The 16,369-nt window shown below is 67.5% G+C and carries 13 protein-coding genes; 9 read left to right on the plus strand and 4 right to left on the minus strand.

Annotated features, from left to right (window positions below):
- Window positions 1-114: 114 nt before the first annotated feature.
- The 4 genes from SLQ31_RS17820 to SLQ31_RS17835 form a co-directional block, all read right to left on the minus strand.
- A complete protein-coding gene (locus SLQ31_RS17820; RefSeq protein WP_319435041.1) occupies window positions 115-1,026 on the minus strand; it encodes an alpha/beta hydrolase in 912 nt (303 codons plus the stop codon).
- The gene (locus tag SLQ31_RS17825) at window positions 1,026-2,372 is read right to left on the minus strand and encodes an AarF/ABC1/UbiB kinase family protein (protein WP_319435043.1); all 1,347 of its coding nucleotides are present in this window, start codon (window positions 2,370-2,372) and stop codon (window positions 1,026-1,028) included. Before SLQ31_RS17825 ends, SLQ31_RS17820 begins: the two co-directional genes overlap by 1 nt.
- Before the next feature lie 79 nt (window positions 2,373-2,451).
- Window positions 2,452-3,048, minus strand: coding sequence for a DinB family protein (locus SLQ31_RS17830; RefSeq protein ID WP_319435044.1), 597 nt, complete (start codon window positions 3,046-3,048; stop codon window positions 2,452-2,454).
- Window positions 3,049-3,059: 11 nt separating this feature from the next.
- Window positions 3,060-3,581, minus strand: coding sequence for a DinB family protein (locus SLQ31_RS17835; protein ID WP_319435046.1), 522 nt, complete (start codon window positions 3,579-3,581; stop codon window positions 3,060-3,062).
- Window positions 3,582-3,642: 61 nt separating this feature from the next.
- On the opposite strand from SLQ31_RS17835, the gene SLQ31_RS17840 reads away from it, so the two are divergent.
- From SLQ31_RS17840 to SLQ31_RS17880, 9 genes are all read left to right on the plus strand, one after another.
- A complete protein-coding gene (locus SLQ31_RS17840) occupies window positions 3,643-4,596 on the plus strand; it encodes a YafY family protein (RefSeq protein ID WP_319435048.1) in 954 nt (317 codons plus the stop codon).
- A 49-nt stretch (window positions 4,597-4,645) separates the two neighbouring features.
- The gene (locus SLQ31_RS17845) at window positions 4,646-5,413 is read left to right on the plus strand and encodes an endonuclease/exonuclease/phosphatase family protein (RefSeq protein ID WP_319435050.1); all 768 of its coding nucleotides are present in this window, start codon (window positions 4,646-4,648) and stop codon (window positions 5,411-5,413) included.
- Window positions 5,414-5,441: 28 nt separating this feature from the next.
- Entirely contained in the window at window positions 5,442-9,620 is a 4,179-nt protein-coding gene (locus SLQ31_RS17850) for an NEW3 domain-containing protein (RefSeq protein ID WP_319435051.1), read from the plus strand.
- Window positions 9,617-10,219 carry a malonyl CoA-ACP transacylase gene (locus SLQ31_RS17855; protein WP_319435052.1) on the plus strand — a complete coding sequence of 201 codons (603 nt, stop codon included), beginning with the start codon at window positions 9,617-9,619 and terminating at the stop codon, window positions 10,217-10,219. The genes SLQ31_RS17850 and SLQ31_RS17855 overlap by 4 nt, the downstream gene beginning before the upstream one ends.
- Entirely contained in the window at window positions 10,219-11,139 is a 921-nt protein-coding gene (locus SLQ31_RS17860) for an ROK family protein (protein ID WP_413642388.1), read from the plus strand. Before SLQ31_RS17855 ends, SLQ31_RS17860 begins: the two co-directional genes overlap by 1 nt.
- 235 nt (window positions 11,140-11,374) lie before the next feature.
- Window positions 11,375-11,905, plus strand: a complete 531-nt coding sequence (gene rplJ / locus SLQ31_RS17865) for a 50S ribosomal protein L10 (RefSeq protein WP_319435054.1) — start codon at window positions 11,375-11,377, stop codon at window positions 11,903-11,905.
- 42 nt (window positions 11,906-11,947) lie between these two features.
- Window positions 11,948-12,334: a 50S ribosomal protein L7/L12 gene (gene rplL / locus SLQ31_RS17870; RefSeq protein ID WP_319435056.1), complete on the plus strand. Its 387-nt coding sequence runs from the start codon at window positions 11,948-11,950 to the stop codon at window positions 12,332-12,334.
- 215 nt (window positions 12,335-12,549) lie between these two features.
- Complete coding sequence (locus SLQ31_RS17875; protein WP_319435058.1) at window positions 12,550-13,572, plus strand: ABC transporter ATP-binding protein; 1,023 nt, start codon at window positions 12,550-12,552, stop codon at window positions 13,570-13,572.
- A 139-nt stretch (window positions 13,573-13,711) separates the two neighbouring features.
- Complete coding sequence (locus SLQ31_RS17880; RefSeq protein WP_319435060.1) at window positions 13,712-16,132, plus strand: hypothetical protein; 2,421 nt, start codon at window positions 13,712-13,714, stop codon at window positions 16,130-16,132.
- The last annotated feature ends 237 nt before the right edge of the window (window positions 16,133-16,369 follow it).

The following is a 16,369-nucleotide window of genomic DNA, read 5'->3' on the forward strand; positions in this document are numbered from 1 at the left end:
TGAGGCAGAAACCACGTATCCCCCCGGGATTGGGACCTGCGATCACCGCTTGTGCACAACCGATGCTAGCGCGGCTTTCTGCGCGTCGACGAGCCCGCAGCGCACCGTAATTAGCTAGCTGACCTCGGCAAATGTGGTTTTGAGCTCGCCAACGATCTCGTCCCACAACGCCTCGGGCAGGTCGTGTGCCATGCCGTCGAACAGGACGAGTCGCGCATTAGGAATGGACGACGCGATGGACCGTCCGCCCGATGGGCGCATCAGTTTGTCGGCGCGGCCGTGGATGACCACGGTCGGTGCGCTGATCTGCCGGTCGTAGCGCTTCAGGCTGCCGCTGCCGAGCACAGCGCCGAAGTGCCGCGCGATGCCCTGTGGGTAGTGCGCCCGCTCGTAGGCCTCGATGGCGTCGGCACGGGCCTTCTCCTCGGAAACCGGATAGCCGGGGCTGCCGATGATCTTGCCTACCCGGATCGAGTTTTCGATGATCACCTCGCGCGGCGAGTTGGGCGACGGGCCGGTGATCAGTGACAGCAGCGCTCGCGGCGCCGGGGGCGGCAACAGCGCAGAGTTGTTGGACGAGAAGATGATTCCCAATGCGTTCGTCCGGCGGCTGTGCCGTGCCGCGAAGACCTGCGCGATCATCCCGCCCATCGACGCGCCGACCACATGTGCGCGGTCGAGACCGAGATGATCGAGCAGCGCCGCGGCGTCGTCGGCCATGTCCTCCAGCGTGTAGACCGACGGGCTGGGGCGCCCGAGGTAGGAACGCACCAGGTTGGGTACCAGCCCTCCGCCGGCGCGCTGGCCGTGCAGTTTGGAGGATAACCCCACGTCACGGTTGTCGTAGCGGATGACGCGATAGCCTTGGTCGACGAGCTTCTCGCAGAAACCGTTGCGCCACAACAGAAGTTGGGCACCCAGCCCCATCACGAGCAAAATCGGCGGATCGCCGGGGTTGCCCATGTCCTCGAAGTAGATCTCGAGATCCTCGGCTAGCGGGGCCGTGCCGGTGCGCATCTCCATCATCAGACCTCGACGTCGCTCTGGTGCTCGCGGCTGACCTCGACCATGAAATTGGCGAAATACCCGGAGAACTGCGGGTCGCTCATCATCTGCCACTTGGGCGCCAGCAATTTCATGTAGCGCTCGACGTAGAGAAATTGTTTGCCGATCAGCACCAGCTCGCGCGGCAGCTTGACGTCGTAGGCATCGGCCAGCGTGGAGAGCTGTTTGCCGATATCGGCGTACGACATGTCCCCGAGCGTCTTCAGCGTCAGCGGGGCGGCAAAAGCCTCGAGATCCTTGGCGGCCTCCTGCTCGGGCTTGGTGTTGCCCACCGCGCCCAGCAGCACCACGATCTTGCCCGCGGCGGCGTGGTCCTTCTTGACCAGCAGCGCGTAGACCAGCTCGCGCAGCAGCCATCGGGTGCGGGGGTCGATGCGGCCCATGATGCCGAAGTCCAGGAACACGATGCGACCCTCGTCATCGACCAGCAGGTTCCCGGCGTGCAGGTCGCCGTGGAACAGGCCGTGGCGCAGGCCACCCTCGAAGGTGGAGAACAACAGCGCTTTCACCAGGTCGGTGCCGTCGAAACCCTTCGTCCGGATCGCTTTGGCGTCGTCGATGCGCACGCCTTGCACCCGCTCCATGGTCAGCACCCGCTCGCTGGTGAACTTCCAGTGCACCTGTGGCACCCGGATGTTGCGGCCCAGCGGTGACCCGTGCAGACCCGAGACCCACGCCTCCATCGACTGCGCCTCGAGGCGGAAGTCGAGCTCTTCGGCGAGGTTGTCGGAGAAGTCGGCGACCACGTCCTGGGCGGACAGTCGTCGGCCCAGCTTGGCCAGCTCGACGAGCTGGGCGAAGCGCTTCAGAATCTGCAGGTCGGCGGCCACCCGGCGGCGGATACCTGGCCGCTGGATCTTGACGACGACGTCCTCACCGGTATGCAGGGTGGCGAAATGCACCTGCGCGATCGAGGCCGAGGCGAACGGCTCCTCGTCGAACGAGGCGAAAAGATCGGCCGGGTCCCCGCCGAGTTCCTGCTTCAGCAGTTTGTGCACCTCGCCGGTGTCAGCGGGCGGTACCGCATCGAGCAGGCCGCGGAACTCCCGGCTCAACCCTTCGCCGAACGCGCCCGGGCTGGACGCAATGATCTGGCCGAATTTGACGTAGGTGGGTCCGAGGTCGGCGAAGGCCTGCGGAATCTGCTTGATGACCTTGTCCTGCCAGCGTCCACGGCCGGGCAGCGTGCCGAGCACGCGGGCCCCGGTGCGGGTCAGCTGCCAGCCTGTCGTGCCCATACGGGCGGCCTCGACCGGCAACGGGACGCGATCGAGCTTGGCTACTTCGCGGTGTTTGGTCGAATTCATTCTTGAAGTGTGCCAAACCCGCAATGAGTACCACCAATTTTCCAGTCGCGCAGCGACGTCCGTCACAAAGCGGTTTACCTCACGCTTTAGGTCGCCACGGCGTCAGCCACGGCTGTGGCTCCATGCCATCGGCCGCCGCGACAAGCTCGTACATCGTTGCGCCATCTATGGTTTCGCGGATGATGTCGGCATGGCCGGAGTGCCGGGCAAGCTCGGTGAGCAGGTGTTCGAACACCCATCGCACCGACCACGCTGCGACGTCGCGTGGAAACCACGGCGCATCGCGTGGCACCGGCACCGCAGCGTCCAGATCGACGGTCTCGACCAGCCGGAGAGAATCCGCGTTTTGCCTGGTCAACGCGTCCAGAAGCTTTGCCAATGTCTCGTCCGATCGCATCACGTGGTCGTCCTGGTATTCCGCGGCCCGCTCCTCGAACGGGCGGTCATCGGTAGGCGGTTCGTGGGGTGCCGCGGCGACCCGCTCCATCCAGGAGCGCTGCACCCCGGTCACGTGTTTGATCAGCCCGCCGATCGACAGCGCACTGACCGTCGGGGTGGACCGGGCCTGGTCGTCGGTCAACCCGTAGGCGACAGCGACGAATGCACTCTGCTGATAGGCGAGGAACTCGCGCAGGGCGTGCCGCTCGTCGCGGACGGGTGGGGCGAGGGTGGGCATGGGTGTTCCCTTCAATTCTTGTGAGTGTGGACGTATAGGTCACGCAGACAAGCGATTTCGGCACCGTGATGGATGACCTCACGGTTGATGTGCAGGATCAATTCGGAGAATGCGTAGTCGGCGTACGGTCCTTCCGCCGGCCCGCACGGCCGGGCGAGATCATCGTCGGACAGGGTCCGCACTCCGGTGTTCCAGCGTTCGTAGGCCTCGTCGAGTTGGGCCAGTGCGGTGTCGGCGTCGGTGGCATAGGGCCAGCTCTGGTAGTCGGCGGGCGGGCCGCCGAAATGGGAGTGGTTGCGCATGGCCAGCACCCCGACGATGACGTGGGCCAACCGCCAGGCGATCGTGGTGAAGGGCTCCGGCTGGGGGGCTGGGTAGGCGAAATCGATGCCACCGCCCTGCTGGTGCACGGTCCAACACCCCGTTACCGGCTCCCAGAAGTACTCGTCGTCGGACAGGCCGCCCAAGCGGGGCCGCAGTGCGTTGCGCCAATGCCAGTCGAGCTGGTCGGCGAGCTGGGTTGTCCAGGTCATATCCCTAGGTTTGCATGACTTGCGGACAGTTTCTGTCCGCAGAGTGCGCGACACTGGAGTCATGTCGCAGACGACGAGCCGGGTGCTGCAGCTGCTCGGCCTCTTGCAATCGAGGCGGGTGTGGTCGGGCGAGGAGCTGTCCGAACGGCTCGGCGTCACCACCCGCAGCGTGCGCCGCGACGTCGAACGGCTCCGTGAGCTCGGTTACCCCGTCCACGCCAGCACCGGTCACGGTGGCGGCTATCAGCTCGGCGCCGGTGCTGCGCTGCCGCCACTGCTGCTCGACGCCGACGAGGCCGTCGCGATGGCCGTATGCCTGCGGCTGGCCGCCGGGGGCAGCGTCGCCGGCGTCGGCGAGGCCGCGCTACGCGCCCTGACCAAACTGGACCAGGTGCTGCCCGCCCGGTTGCGCTCGCAGGTCGCCGCCGTGCACGACTCCACGGTCACGCTGACACCCGAGGCGCGGTCGCCGGTGGATCCCGAGGTCCTGATGACGCTGGCGCGGGCCTGCCGCGACCGCGAGCACGTCGACCTGAACTACGTCGATCGGGCCGGGTCGCCGAGCAGCCGCCGCCTCGAGCCCTATCAACTGGTCACCACCGGGCGCCGGTGGTACCTGCTGGCCTACGACCGGGACCGGGAGGACTGGCGCAGCCTGCGGCTGGACCGGATGGCGCAAGTGCGGGCGAGGGGAACCACCTTCACGGCCCGGTCCGCGCCCGACGCCGCCACCTACGTCGGGCACGCCATCACCACGTCGCCCTACCGCTACGTCGCCAAGGCCCGCTATCAAGCAACCAAAGCTGTTATGGCCAGCCATTTCTCACCGACATCGGTGACGATCGAGGACGACGGCCCCAGCACCTGTGTCGTCGTCACCGGGGCTGATGACCCCCAGGCACTGGTGTTGTATCTGGCCATGCCCGGCGTCGCCTTCGAGGTTCTGGAGCCAGGCGAGGTCGCCGAAGGTGCGCTCGCGATGTCGGCGCTGTTGGCTGCCGCGGTCAGGCGGTGATGCGCCGACCCGGCCGTTAATTCGGGCAGGTACGGGTACTTAGGTACGCATGCGGTTCGCAACGTTCAACATTTTGCACGGGCGCAGCCTGGACGATGGCCAGGTCAGCCTTGAGCGATTGTCGGCGTGCATCCGTCGCCTTGACCCCGATGTGCTGGCCCTGCAGGAGGTCGATATCGATCAGCCGCGCTCATCGCTGGCCGATCTGACCGCTATTGCCGCCGCCGCGATGGGCGCCGTCTCGCACCGGTTCGTCGCCGCCATCTCCGGCACCCCCGGCGCCACCTGGATGGCCGCCACCGGCAGCGAGCAACCTGGCACCGCTGCCTACGGCATTGCGCTGCTGTCGCGGTATCCGGCGATGTCGTGGCAGGTGCTGCGGCTGCCGCGGATTCCGGTGCGCTTCCCGATGTACCTGCCCGGCCCCAACCGGGTGCAGATCGTCAACGAGGAGCCTCGAGCGGCGATGGTCGCCCAGCTCGACACCCCGCTCGGAGTGATGACGGTGGCCAACACCCATCTGTCCTTCGTGCCCGGCTGGAACCACGTCCAACTCAGGCGGCTCATCCGAGACCTGCGCGGCCTGCCGGGGCCGCGGGTGCTGATGGGGGACCTGAACATGTCGTCGTCTGCTCGGGTCCGGCGGACCGGGCTGCACTCGCTGGCCACCGCGCCGACCTTTCCGCTGCAATGTCCGGACCGGCAGCTCGACCACATCCTCACCGACCATGACGGCTTGGTGGCCACCGACGTGTCCACACCGGTTCTGCCGATCTCCGATCATCGCCCGCTCGTGATCGACGTGTCGCTCCGCTGAGGGATGGCGGGCCCGTACATTGCTGGGCGTGCGGGTTACCTCCGCGGAATCGACGGAGCTGTTCGTCGGTCCGCCCGATGCGCCGCTGCAGGTGGTCCGAATCGGATACAGCGGGGCCGACGGAACGGACACCGCGCGGGTCATCGGTGACGGGCTGCAGTCGGACGACGTTGCGCTGACGCCCGGTGACGGGGTCGCCGAGATCCCGGTGCGCGTCGAGCATGCGGTGCCCGGCCAGCGGCGGACGGCCCGCGTCGGTGCGGACTTTCCGTTCGAGTTCGTCGTCGCCGAGCCGGGCTGGACGATGTACATGATCAGCCACTTCCATTACGACCCGGTGTGGTGGAACACCCAGGGCGCCTACACCAGCCTGTGGACCGAGCAGCCGCCCGGTCGGGCCCGGCAGACCAACGGGTTTGCGTTGGTGGCGGCTCACCTCGAAATGGCCCGCCGCGACGCGGATTACAAGTTCGTGCTCGCCGAAGTCGACTACCTCAAGCCCTATTTCGACACCCACCCGGAGGATCGCGCCGATCTGCGGCGGTTCATCGCCGACGGCCGTGTGGAGGTGATGGGCGGAACCTACAACGAGCCCAACACCAACCTGGTCGGTGCGGAGACCGCGATCCGCAACTTCGTGCACGGCGTCGGCTATCAGCGCGACGTCTTGGGTGCCGATCCCGCCACCGCCTGGCAGCTCGATGTGTTCGGCCACGACCCGCAGTTCCCGGGGATGGCCGCCGATGCCGGGCTGACGTCGAGCTCGTGGGCCCGCGGGCCGCACCACCAGTGGGGACCGATGGCCGACAACGGTGACCCGAAGCGCATGCAGTTCCGCAGCGAGTTCGAGTGGATCGCGCCCTCGGGGCTGGGCCTGCTGACCCACTACATGCCGGCGCACTACTCGGCCGGCTGGTGGATGGATTCCGCGGCGTCGCTGGAAGAAGCCGAGCAGGCCACCTATCAGCTGTTCGCGGATCTGAAATCGGTGGCGCTGACCCGCAACGTGCTGCTGCCGGTCGGCACTGACTACACCCCGCCCAACGCCTGGGTCACCGAGATCCACCGCGACTGGAACGCCCGGTACAGCTGGCCGCGGTTCGTCTGCGCGCTGCCGTCGGAGTTCTTCACCGCCGTGCGCGCCGAAACGGCGCAGCGTGGGGTGGCGCCCTCGCCCCAGACCCGCGACATGAACCCGATTTACACCGGCAAGGACGTCTCCTATATCGACACCAAGCAGGCCAACCGCGCTGCCGAGGACGCGGTGCTGGGCGCCGAACGGTTCGCGGTGTTCGCGTCGTTGCTCACGGGCGCGCACTATCCGGAGGCAGCGCTGGCCAAGGCGTGGGTTCAGCTGGCGTACGGCGCTCACCATGACGGCATCACCGGATCGGAGTCCGATCAGGTGTACCTCGACTTGTTGACGAGTTGGCGCGACGCGTGGGAGATCGGCTCGGCTGCGCGGTCAGGAGCACTGCACCTGCTGTCGCAGGCCGCGGCCGCCGGCCCGGAATCGGTGGTGGTGTGGAACCCGTTGGCGCACAAGAGAACCGACATTGTGACCGCGACGTTGGTTGAGCCGATTGGCCATGGCGTGTCGGTGGTGGACGCTGCCGGTGTGACGAGCCCCGCGGTGGTATCCGACGACGGCCACCTGGTGAGCTGGCGTGCCGAGGGCGTCGACTCGTTGGGGTGGCGCAACTACCGGCTGGTGGCGGCCGATGGCGCAACCGGGTGGCTTGCGGTCGACGGGACTGCGATCGCCAACGAGTACCACCGGCTGCGGGTCGACCCCGCGCGCGGCGGTGCGGTGGACTCGTTGGTCGAATTGTCGGTCGATCGTGAGCTGATCGCGGACGGCCGGGCGGGCAACGAGCTGGCCGTCTACGACGAATATCCGGCCCACCCGAAAGCAGGGGAGGGGCCGTGGCATCTGCTGCCGACCGGGCCGGTGACGTGTTCGAGTGCGGTGCAAGCGGATTCGGTTCAGGCCTTCCACAGCCCGCTGGGCGAGCGGCTGGTCGTGAACGGCCACATCGGTGAGCTGCTGCGCTACACCCAGGTACTGACCCTGTGGCACGGCATCGACCGGGTGGACACCAGCACCACCATCGACGAGTTCACCGGCGCCGATCGGCTGGTGCGGCTGCGCTGGCCCTGCCCGATCCCCGGTGCGCTGCCGGTCAGCGAGGTCGGCGACGCCGTCATCGGACGTGGGTTCGGACTGCTGCACGACCATGCCTCGGGCGAGGATCGCGCAGTCGATTCCGCCGAACACCCATGGACACTGGACAATCCGGCGCACGGCTGGTTCGGGTTGTCCTCGGCGGCCCGGATCCAGGTCGGGCCGGCCGCACGGGCGGTGTCGGTCGCCGAGGTGGTAGGGCCAGGCGAGGACACCGGCAGTGCCCGTGAATTGATGGTGGCGCTGGTGCGGGCCGGGGTGACCGCGACCTGCGGCAGCGCGGAGCACCCGCGCTACGGCCATCTCGACGTCGACTCCAACCTGCCCGACGCCCGAATTGCGTTGGGCGGCCCCGACGACAACGCCTTCACCGCCGCGGTTCTGGCAGCCGCCGACCACGCCTACACCGCAGAACTGCACCGCCAGCTCGCCGCCACCGGGCAGGCGCGGGTGTGGGTGCCCGCCAGCCGCCCGCTGACCGAGGTATGGCAGCCCGACGCCGATCTGCGTGACGTCCTCGCCCTACCCGTGCTCATCGTCGCCGGCCACCGGGCCGACGGGCTCGCCGAGGCGGTCGCCGCCGTCGTTGACGACCTCGAGGACGCGCAGATCGACGTCACCCAGGACGCACCGTCAGGCATAGGCGAGTTCGAATCGCACACCGTCGCCCTGCTCAACCGCGGCGTCCCAGGCTTCGCCGTCGAACCCGATCAGACGCTGCACAGCTCGCTGATGCGTTCGTGCACCGGCTGGCCGTCGGGCGTGTGGATCGATCCACCGCAACGCAAGACGCCGGACGGCTCAAACTTTCAGCAGCAGCACTGGACGCACACCTTCGACTTCGCACTGGTATCGGGGCAAGGCGACTGGCGCGATGTTGAAATGCCATCCCGTAGTGCGGAATTCAGCCATCCGATGGTATGCGTCGTGGTCGGCGAAACGGGCGGTGCGCTGGCCCCCGATGGGTCATTGCTGCGTATCGAACCGGCCGGTGCGGTGAACCTCGCGGCACTCAAGATCGGCGGCAATCCGACTGCCACGGGAAGCTCCGCCGCGGTGGACCCCGAGGACGTGACGATCCGGCTGGTCGAAACCCGCGGAGCCACAACCGAAATCAGTATCTCCTCCGATGTCGGTGCGCTCTCGGCGGTGGTGTCAGCCGACCTGCTGGAGACTGCGCGGGGCAACGGTGAGTCGCCGCTGCGGCTGCACGGCTACCAGATCGCAACCCTGCTGGCCCGGCTTGACGTCAACGCTGTGCTCGATGCCGATGGCGCAGTCCTGGTCCCGGAGGCCGAGAACGCGCAGCCGCTGTACGCCCGGTACTGGCTGCACAACCGCGGCCCAGCCCCGCTCGGCGGCCTACCTGCCGTGGCCCATCTGCACCCCGAAGCCGTCACCGCCGAACCCGGTGAGCGGCTGCGGCTGCGGATGACGGCCGCCAGCGACTGCAGCGACGCAACGCTGGCCGGGGAGGTGCGGCTGCGTGGCCCACGCGGCTGGACCGTCGACCCCGGCGTGCTGTCGTTCGAATTGCCCACCGGTCACCACCGCGAAGCCGAGATCGTCGTCAGCGTGCCGCCAAACGCAGTGCCCGGCGACTACCCGATCCGGGCGCAGCTCACCTTGACCGGGGACGTGCCCGCGGCATGGCGGCAACCCGTCGAAGACGTCTGCGTGGTCTCGGTCGGTACGCCGGATCAGCCGTTGGTACGGCTGGTCACCGAGCCGTCCGAGGTCGTCGTCACCGCCGGGGAGCGGGCCCGGCTCGCGGTCACTGTCGGCAGCGCAGCCCATACCGACCTGGCGCTGGAGGCCCACCTCATCAGTCCGTGGGGGACGTGGGAGTGGATCGGACCGGCGGCGTGCGGCGCGGTTGTCGGTGCCCGGTCGACCGTCGAGGTCGCCTTCGATATCGAGCCCCCGCCGTGGCTGAAGCCCGGCCGGTGGTGGGCGCTGATCCGGATCGGCTGCGCGGGACGGTTGCTGTACACCTCGGCCGTGGGGGTGACGGTCCGATGACCGTCGCGGCCATCGTTGCCGGAGTGAGCGTGGCGGTCGGCGAGGTCGACGCCCGCGAGTCCGTGCTGCGAGCATCACCGCAAGTCGCGGCGCTGCCGCGCCCGCACACCAGCGAAGGTCGCCAGTTGCGGCGCTGGCTCACCCAGTTGGTGGTCGCCGAAAAACTGGTGGTGCACGAGGCCGAGATGCTGGGTGTCACCGTCACTGCGGCCACACCCACCGAGGACGACCTGCTGCCCGACCCGGCGGCGCGATTGGAGATCGGCAGTATCGCCGCGGCGGTGCTGGTCGCGCCGATTGCCCGGGCGGTGTTCGCACACGTCACAAGCGACGTGGACATCGACGATGACACCGTGCTCGACTTCCACGTACGCAACCCGCGCCGGTTCCTTCACTTCACCGGTTCGGGCTGGCGGCTGCCGTCCGAGCCGGATCTGGACGTGGTGCGGCCGCTGATCGTCGCGCATCTTCGTGGTGCTGCACGGCGACGCCGGTTCCGAATGTGGCTCGACCAGCGCCGAGCCGACCTGGTGTGGCTGGCGCCTGGCTACGAACATCCCGGCGACCCGCGCCAGCCCGACAATGTGCACAAACACTGATGGGTCCACAAACACTGATGGCTGTCACCTCGCTCGCCCTCGACATCGGCGGCACCAAAATCGCCGCCGGCCTCGTCGACGCCGATGGAGTACTGCAGTACGAGACCCGCCAGCCCACCCCGCAGAGTGATGACCCCGAACAGGTGTGGGCCGCCGCCCAGCGGACGATCGCCGACGCACTCGCCGAGGCTGGTGGCGGGGTCGACGGCGTCGGTATCTCCTCGGCAGGCCCGATCCACCTGCCCGGCGGCACCACCAGCCCCATCAACATTCCCGCGTGGCGCGACTTCCCGATTCGCGACCGGGTGGCCGCCGCCGTTCCCGGCGTGCCTGTGCAGCTGGGCGGCGACGGGCTGTGCATGGCGCTGGGGGAGCACTGGCGCGGAGCCGGACAAGGCGCGGCGTTCCTGCTCGGGATGGTGGTGTCGACCGGCATCGGCGGCGGGCTGGTGCTCGACGGTGCGCCGTATCACGGGCGCACTGGCAACGCCGGCCACGTCGGGCACGTCATCGTCGATCCCGACGGGCCGCCGTGTGTCTGCGGTGCCCGCGGTTGCGTCGAGGCCATCGCCAGTGGACCGCACCTGGCCGCCTGGGCGCGCACGCAGGGCTGGACCGGCGCCGACGCCAAGGAACTGGCCGAGGCGGCCGCGACCGGAAATGACATTGCGGTGCGGGCATTTCACCGCGGAGCGCGCGCGATCGCGGCCATGATCGCTTCGGTCGGCGCCGTCTGCGATCTGGACCTCGTCGTCGTCGGTGGCGGCGTGGCCCAGGCCGGGCCAGTGTTGTTCGACCCGCTGCGGGCGGAGTTGCGCAACTACGCCCGGCTGGACTTCCTATCCGGACTGCGGGTGGTGCCCGCGGCGCTGAGCGGCGAGGCCGGGCTGGTCGGTGCGGCGGCCCTGCTGCGCGGCTGACCCACCCTGGCGACGCGTTTTGGCTGATCTCGGGGGCGCACGCTATTCTTGCTCAGTTCCACCGAAGACCGTCGGTCACCGAGCAATCGGTTGAAGGTCCGGGTTATCCCGGCGGCCCACGCAGGAGGACGAGGTAGCTTTCGCGCCCCGACCTGTCTGTGTCGGGGCGTTTGTGATTTCTGAGCCTTTGCGCCTGTCGGTTGGTGGACATCCCCACCATCACGAGGAGGCAAGCATGGCCAAGGCTGAAAAGGCCACCGCGGTCGCCGACATCGCCGAGAGTTTCAAGGAGGCGACGGCCACCGTCGTCACCGAGTATCGCGGCCTGACGGTGTCCAACCTTGCCGAGCTGCGCAGGTCACTGGGCAAAGAGACGACCTACACCGTCGCCAAGAACACCTTGGTGAAGCGTGCGGCGTCCGAGGCCGGTATCGAGGGCCTCGACGAACTGTTCGCCGGACCGACCGCCATCGCGTTCATCAAAGGTGAGCCCGTCGACGCCGCCAAGGCGATCAAGAAATTCGCCAAGGACAACAAGGCGCTGGTCATCAAGGGCGGCTACATGGACGGTCGCGCGCTGACCGTCTCCGACGTCGAGAAGATCGCTGATCTCGAGTCGCGCGAGGTGCTGCTGTCCAAGCTGGCCGGCGCGATGAAGGCGAAGCAGTCTCAGGCCGCGGCGCTGTTCGTGGCGCCCGCGTCCCAGATCGCCCGTCTGGCCGCAGCTCTGCAAGAGAAGAAGGCCGGCGAAGAATCCGCCGCCTGACCCAAAACAACCACCACCCACATTTCGAGATAAGGAATCACCATGGCAAAGCTGTCCACCGACGAACTGCTCGACGCGTTCAAGGAAATGACCCTGCTGGAGCTCTCTGAGTTCGTGAAGCAGTTCGAAGAGACCTTCGACGTCACCGCCGCCGCTCCGGTCGCCGTTGCGGCCGCCGGCCCCGCCGGCGCCCCGGCCGAGGCCGCTGAGGAGCAGTCCGAATTCGACGTCATCCTCGAAGGTGCCGGCGAGAAGAAGATCGGCGTCATCAAGGTCGTTCGCGAGATCGTCTCCGGTCTGGGCCTCAAGGAGGCCAAGGACCTCGTCGACGGCGCTCCCAAGCCGCTGCTCGAGAAGGTCAACAAGGAGGCCGCCGAAGACGCCAAGGCCAAGCTCGAGGCCGCCGGCGCATCGGTCACCGTCAAGTAAGTCTTTCGACACCGAAATCCCCCGCGGGCACTCGTGCTTGCGGGGGATTTTGTTGTCCCGGCGCCGTGCAGGCAACGGGGTGTCGACGAGGTGTCGGCATCGTCGATCACAGTCGGTACACAAACTCAGTGGCGCCAATCGGCGTGCGCTACAGTGACTCAAACCACAGGCCATCGTGGCGATGGCTGACTTGCGTGGGCGCGGAAGGATCTGGCGTGGGTATTGGTATTCAGGTCGAGGGGTTGACGAAGTCGTTCGGTTCCCAGCGAATCTGGGAGGACGTAACCCTCGATGTCCCCGCCGGTGAGGTCAGCGTGTTGCTGGGCCCGTCGGGTACCGGTAAGTCGGTGTTTTTGAAGTCGCTGATCGGTCTGCTGCGCCCGGAGCGGGGCAAGATCATCGTCGACGGCACCAACATCATCGAGTGCTCGGCCAAGGAGCTCTACGAGATCCGCACGCTGTTCGGTGTCATGTTCCAGGACGGTGCGCTGTTCGGCTCGATGAGCCTGTTCGACAACACCGCGTTCCCACTTCGTGAGCACACGAAGAAGAAGGAATCCGAGATCCGCCAGATCGTCATGGAGAAGCTCGAGCTGGTGGGCTTGGGCGGTGACGAGACCAAGTTCCCCGGTGAGATCTCCGGCGGTATGCGCAAGCGCGCAGGCTTGGCACGCTCGCTGGTGCTCGACCCGAAGATCATCCTCTGCGACGAGCCCGACTCGGGCCTGGACCCAGTGCGTACCGCCTATCTGAGCCAGCTGCTCATCGACATCAACGCGCAGATCGACTGCACGATCCTGATCGTGACGCACAACATCAACATCGCCCGTACGGTGCCCGACAACATCGGCATGCTCTTCCGCAAGCATCTGGTGATGTTCGGCCCCCGTGAGGTGCTGTTGACCAGTGATGAGCCGGTGGTGCGCCAGTTCCTCAACGGCCGCCGCATCGGGCCCATCGGTATGTCCGAGGAGAAGGACGAGTCGACGATGGCCGAAGAGCAGGCCTTGGTCGACGCCGGTCACCACGACGGTGGTGTCGAGGAGATCGTGGGCGTGCCCCCGCAGCTGACGGTCACCCCGGGAATGCCGGTACGCGACGCCGTCCGCCGCCGCCAGGAGCGGGTGCGCCAGATCCTGCACACCCTGCCCCCGGCTGCCCAGGAAGCCATTCGCGACGACCTGGACGGCACCCACCGGCTGCCGTCGCACACCTTCGCGGGCGAGGACTCAAACTAACCCCCGTCTGTCGCAGTCAGCTGACACCCGTGCATCCAAATGCGCGGGTGTTAGCTGCTTTTGAGGTTGTTCGCTGAAAACGGGTTCGGCCAGCCCCGCACTCCGATAGCGTTTGCGCGATTGCTGAGGAGGAGGCTGAGTGCTACGCGACCGGCGGATCTGGTGGGGGACGGTAGCCGTCTTCGCCGGTATCGGTGCGGCCCTGCTGGCAGGCAGTGGTGTCGCGGCGGCTGATGCCGGCGGCAGCCCCGATCACTCGGGCACGTCCACCTCACAATCATCGGCGCCGAACAGCTCCGCCCGGGCCGCGGCCGCGAGTAGGCACCGCGTCGCATCCGCCGCCGTCTCCAGGGCGCCCAGCCCGAAACCGACCGCCGCGGCCGCACCGAAGGCAGCGACCTCCCAGCAGTCCGGCGCCCGGCGCACCCCGATCACCCCGGCCAAGGTTCTGGCCAGCGTGCTATCGGTCTTCGGCGTCGCGACGCCGAAGACGGCTCCGGTGGTGCCTGCGACCGGCACCGCCGCGCAGCCCGCCGGGGCAGCGTTGGAGTCCGCCCAGTCGGTGGTCACCCCGCCTGCCACCAACGGCGTCACCGGCGTCAAGGTTGGGCATTCGACGCTCACGATCCCGGTCAACGGGGGCTTCAACGCACCGGCCGACTGGTACTTCCCGACCCAGGTCGACGGTTCGGTGCAGGCCAACGGCGTCATCTGGCTGCAGCATGGCTTCCTCGCGGATAAGTCGTTCTACTCGGCGCTGGCCACCAAGCTGGCCCAGGACACCAACTCGATCGTGGTGGCGCCCACGCTGCCGTCGTTCCCGCAGCTGAACTGTCGTGGCTGCACCCTCTACGGGGTGCCGATGCAACAAGCCGCCGCCACGATGTTCCTCGGCGACCGCTCGGCGTTGAATATCAGCGCCAGTCAGGCCGGCTATCAGGGCACGCTGCCGGAGGACTTCGTCCTGGCCGGCCACTCCGCCGGCGGCGGGTGGTCGTCGTCGGTCGGCGGCTACTACGTCGACGACTTGGCCCCCGGCGACGTCAACCATCTGCTCGGTGTGGTGATGTACGACGGCGTCACCATGAACGGCACGCTGCCGCAGGCGATCGCCAGCCTGGACACCCTCGACATTCCCGTGTACCAGATCGCGGCACCGGCGCAGATGTGGAACACCTTCGGCACCACCACCGATGAGCTGCTGGCGCTGCGGCCCAATCAATTCGACGGTGTCGTCCTGGTCAACGGCTCACACGTCGACGCCATGTTGGGCAGCAATCCGGTCATCGACTTCTTCGCCCAGCTCGTCACCAAGCGCTCGCCTCCCGGCAATACCTCCGCGGTCGACACCCTGAGCACCGGCTGGATCAACGACTTCTACGTCGGCGCCGGCCCCGACGCCCCGCAGTACGGCGTCTACGGCACCGCCGGTCAGCCGATCATCATGGGCAACGCCTCAGCGGTGGTGCTGCCCACACCGCTGGCCAGCCAGCTCGGACCGATCGAGAACCTGATGAAGAAGTGGACCGCCCTCATCATGCCGCTGATCTTCGGCGGCCCACCGAGCTCGGCCACGGTGACACCGGTGACACCGGGGGCCGCCAACCCCACGGTGACGTCCCCGACCGCCAACGGGGTGACCGGCGTGAAAACCGGCAACACCACGCTGACGATCCAAGTCGGCTCCCGCACCTACAACGCCCCCGCGGACTGGTATTTCCCGACGCAGGCCGACGGCTCGGTCCAGGCCAACGGGATCATCTATCTGCAGCACGGATTCCTGGCCAACAAGTCCTTCTACACCGTGTTGGCCCGATCGCTGGCCCAGCAGACCAACAGCATCGTCGTCGCGACGACACTGCCGTCCTTCGCGCCGCTGACGTGCCCGACCTGCACCATCAACAACCCTGCGATGCAGCAGGGGGTCGCAGATCTGTTCCTCGGGAATCGCGCGGCGTTGGCCATCAGCGCCAGCAATGCCGGCTTCCAGGGCACGCTGCCGGAGGATTTCACGCTCTCCGGGCATTCCGCTGGTGGGGGACTGGCCGTGGCTGCCGGCAGTGACTACGTCAACTCACTGCCGCCCGGCGCCGACAACCACCTACTCGGCGTGGTGATGTTCGACGGCGTCTCCAACAGTGATGACTTCGCCGGCCTGCTGGCCACTCTCGACGGGATTCCCGTCTATCAGATCGCCGCACCAGCGCAACCGTGGAACGCCTTCGGCCAGACCACCACGAACCTGATCGCCGCGCGTCCGGATCAGTTCGTCGGCGTCGAGCTGGTCCACGGCTCGCACATCGACTCCGTGATCGGTTCCGACCCGTTCTTCGACTTCTTCGCCCAGATCTTCGTCAGGCCGTCGGCGCCCGGTAACGCCTCCGCCGTGCACACCCTGGCGGCCGGCTGGATCAACGATTTCTACGTGGCAGCGGGGCCGGACGCCCCGCAATACGGGCTCTACGGCACGGCCGGGCAACCGATCATTATGGGGCCGACGGGCGCGATTGTCCTGCCAACTCAGCCCGCCGCGGCGGCAGCCGCCACCATCGCTGCCTGAAGCGGTTTTTTCCACACAAAACACCGCGTTTCCCTTGACGGAAGGGCCTAAACGGTCCAGTCTGTTGACCAGCATGTGTGCATGGGTAGCTAGTTCGCCAGCCAGCGTCAGCCCGCCCCACACGCGGCTGTTGAGGAATGCGCCGTTCTCCGCTATTGTTGGACGTTGCGCTGGCTGCATCCTGCCCACCTCAACCTGCACCTGACATCGCCGGTCCTCAAGTCTGAGCTCAGACAT

Origin of the sequence: Mycobacterium sp. RTGN5 (assembly GCF_033804465.1) — a bacterium.
Classification (GTDB): domain Bacteria; phylum Actinomycetota; class Actinomycetes; order Mycobacteriales; family Mycobacteriaceae; genus Mycobacterium.

What these genes read in the sequence shown, in the direction of transcription:
- SLQ31_RS17820 (WP_319435041.1), bottom strand. Translation starts at nt 1,026, where the DNA reads ATGATGGAGATGCGCACCGGCACGGCCCCGCTAGCCGAGGATCTCGAG.
- SLQ31_RS17825 (WP_319435043.1), bottom strand. Translation starts at nt 2,372, where the DNA reads ATGAATTCGACCAAACACCGCGAAGTAGCCAAGCTCGATCGCGTCCCG.
- SLQ31_RS17830 (WP_319435044.1), bottom strand. Translation starts at nt 3,048, where the DNA reads ATGCCCACCCTCGCCCCACCCGTCCGCGACGAGCGGCACGCCCTGCGC.
- SLQ31_RS17835 (WP_319435046.1), bottom strand. Translation starts at nt 3,581, where the DNA reads ATGACCTGGACAACCCAGCTCGCCGACCAGCTCGACTGGCATTGGCGC.
- SLQ31_RS17840 (WP_319435048.1), top strand. Translation starts at nt 3,643, where the DNA reads ATGTCGCAGACGACGAGCCGGGTGCTGCAGCTGCTCGGCCTCTTGCAA.
- SLQ31_RS17845 (WP_319435050.1), top strand. Translation starts at nt 4,646, where the DNA reads ATGCGGTTCGCAACGTTCAACATTTTGCACGGGCGCAGCCTGGACGAT.
- SLQ31_RS17855 (WP_319435052.1), top strand. Translation starts at nt 9,617, where the DNA reads ATGACCGTCGCGGCCATCGTTGCCGGAGTGAGCGTGGCGGTCGGCGAG.
- SLQ31_RS17860 (WP_413642388.1), top strand. Translation starts at nt 10,219, where the DNA reads ATGGGTCCACAAACACTGATGGCTGTCACCTCGCTCGCCCTCGACATC.
- rplJ (WP_319435054.1), top strand. Translation starts at nt 11,375, where the DNA reads ATGGCCAAGGCTGAAAAGGCCACCGCGGTCGCCGACATCGCCGAGAGT.
- rplL (WP_319435056.1), top strand. Translation starts at nt 11,948, where the DNA reads ATGGCAAAGCTGTCCACCGACGAACTGCTCGACGCGTTCAAGGAAATG.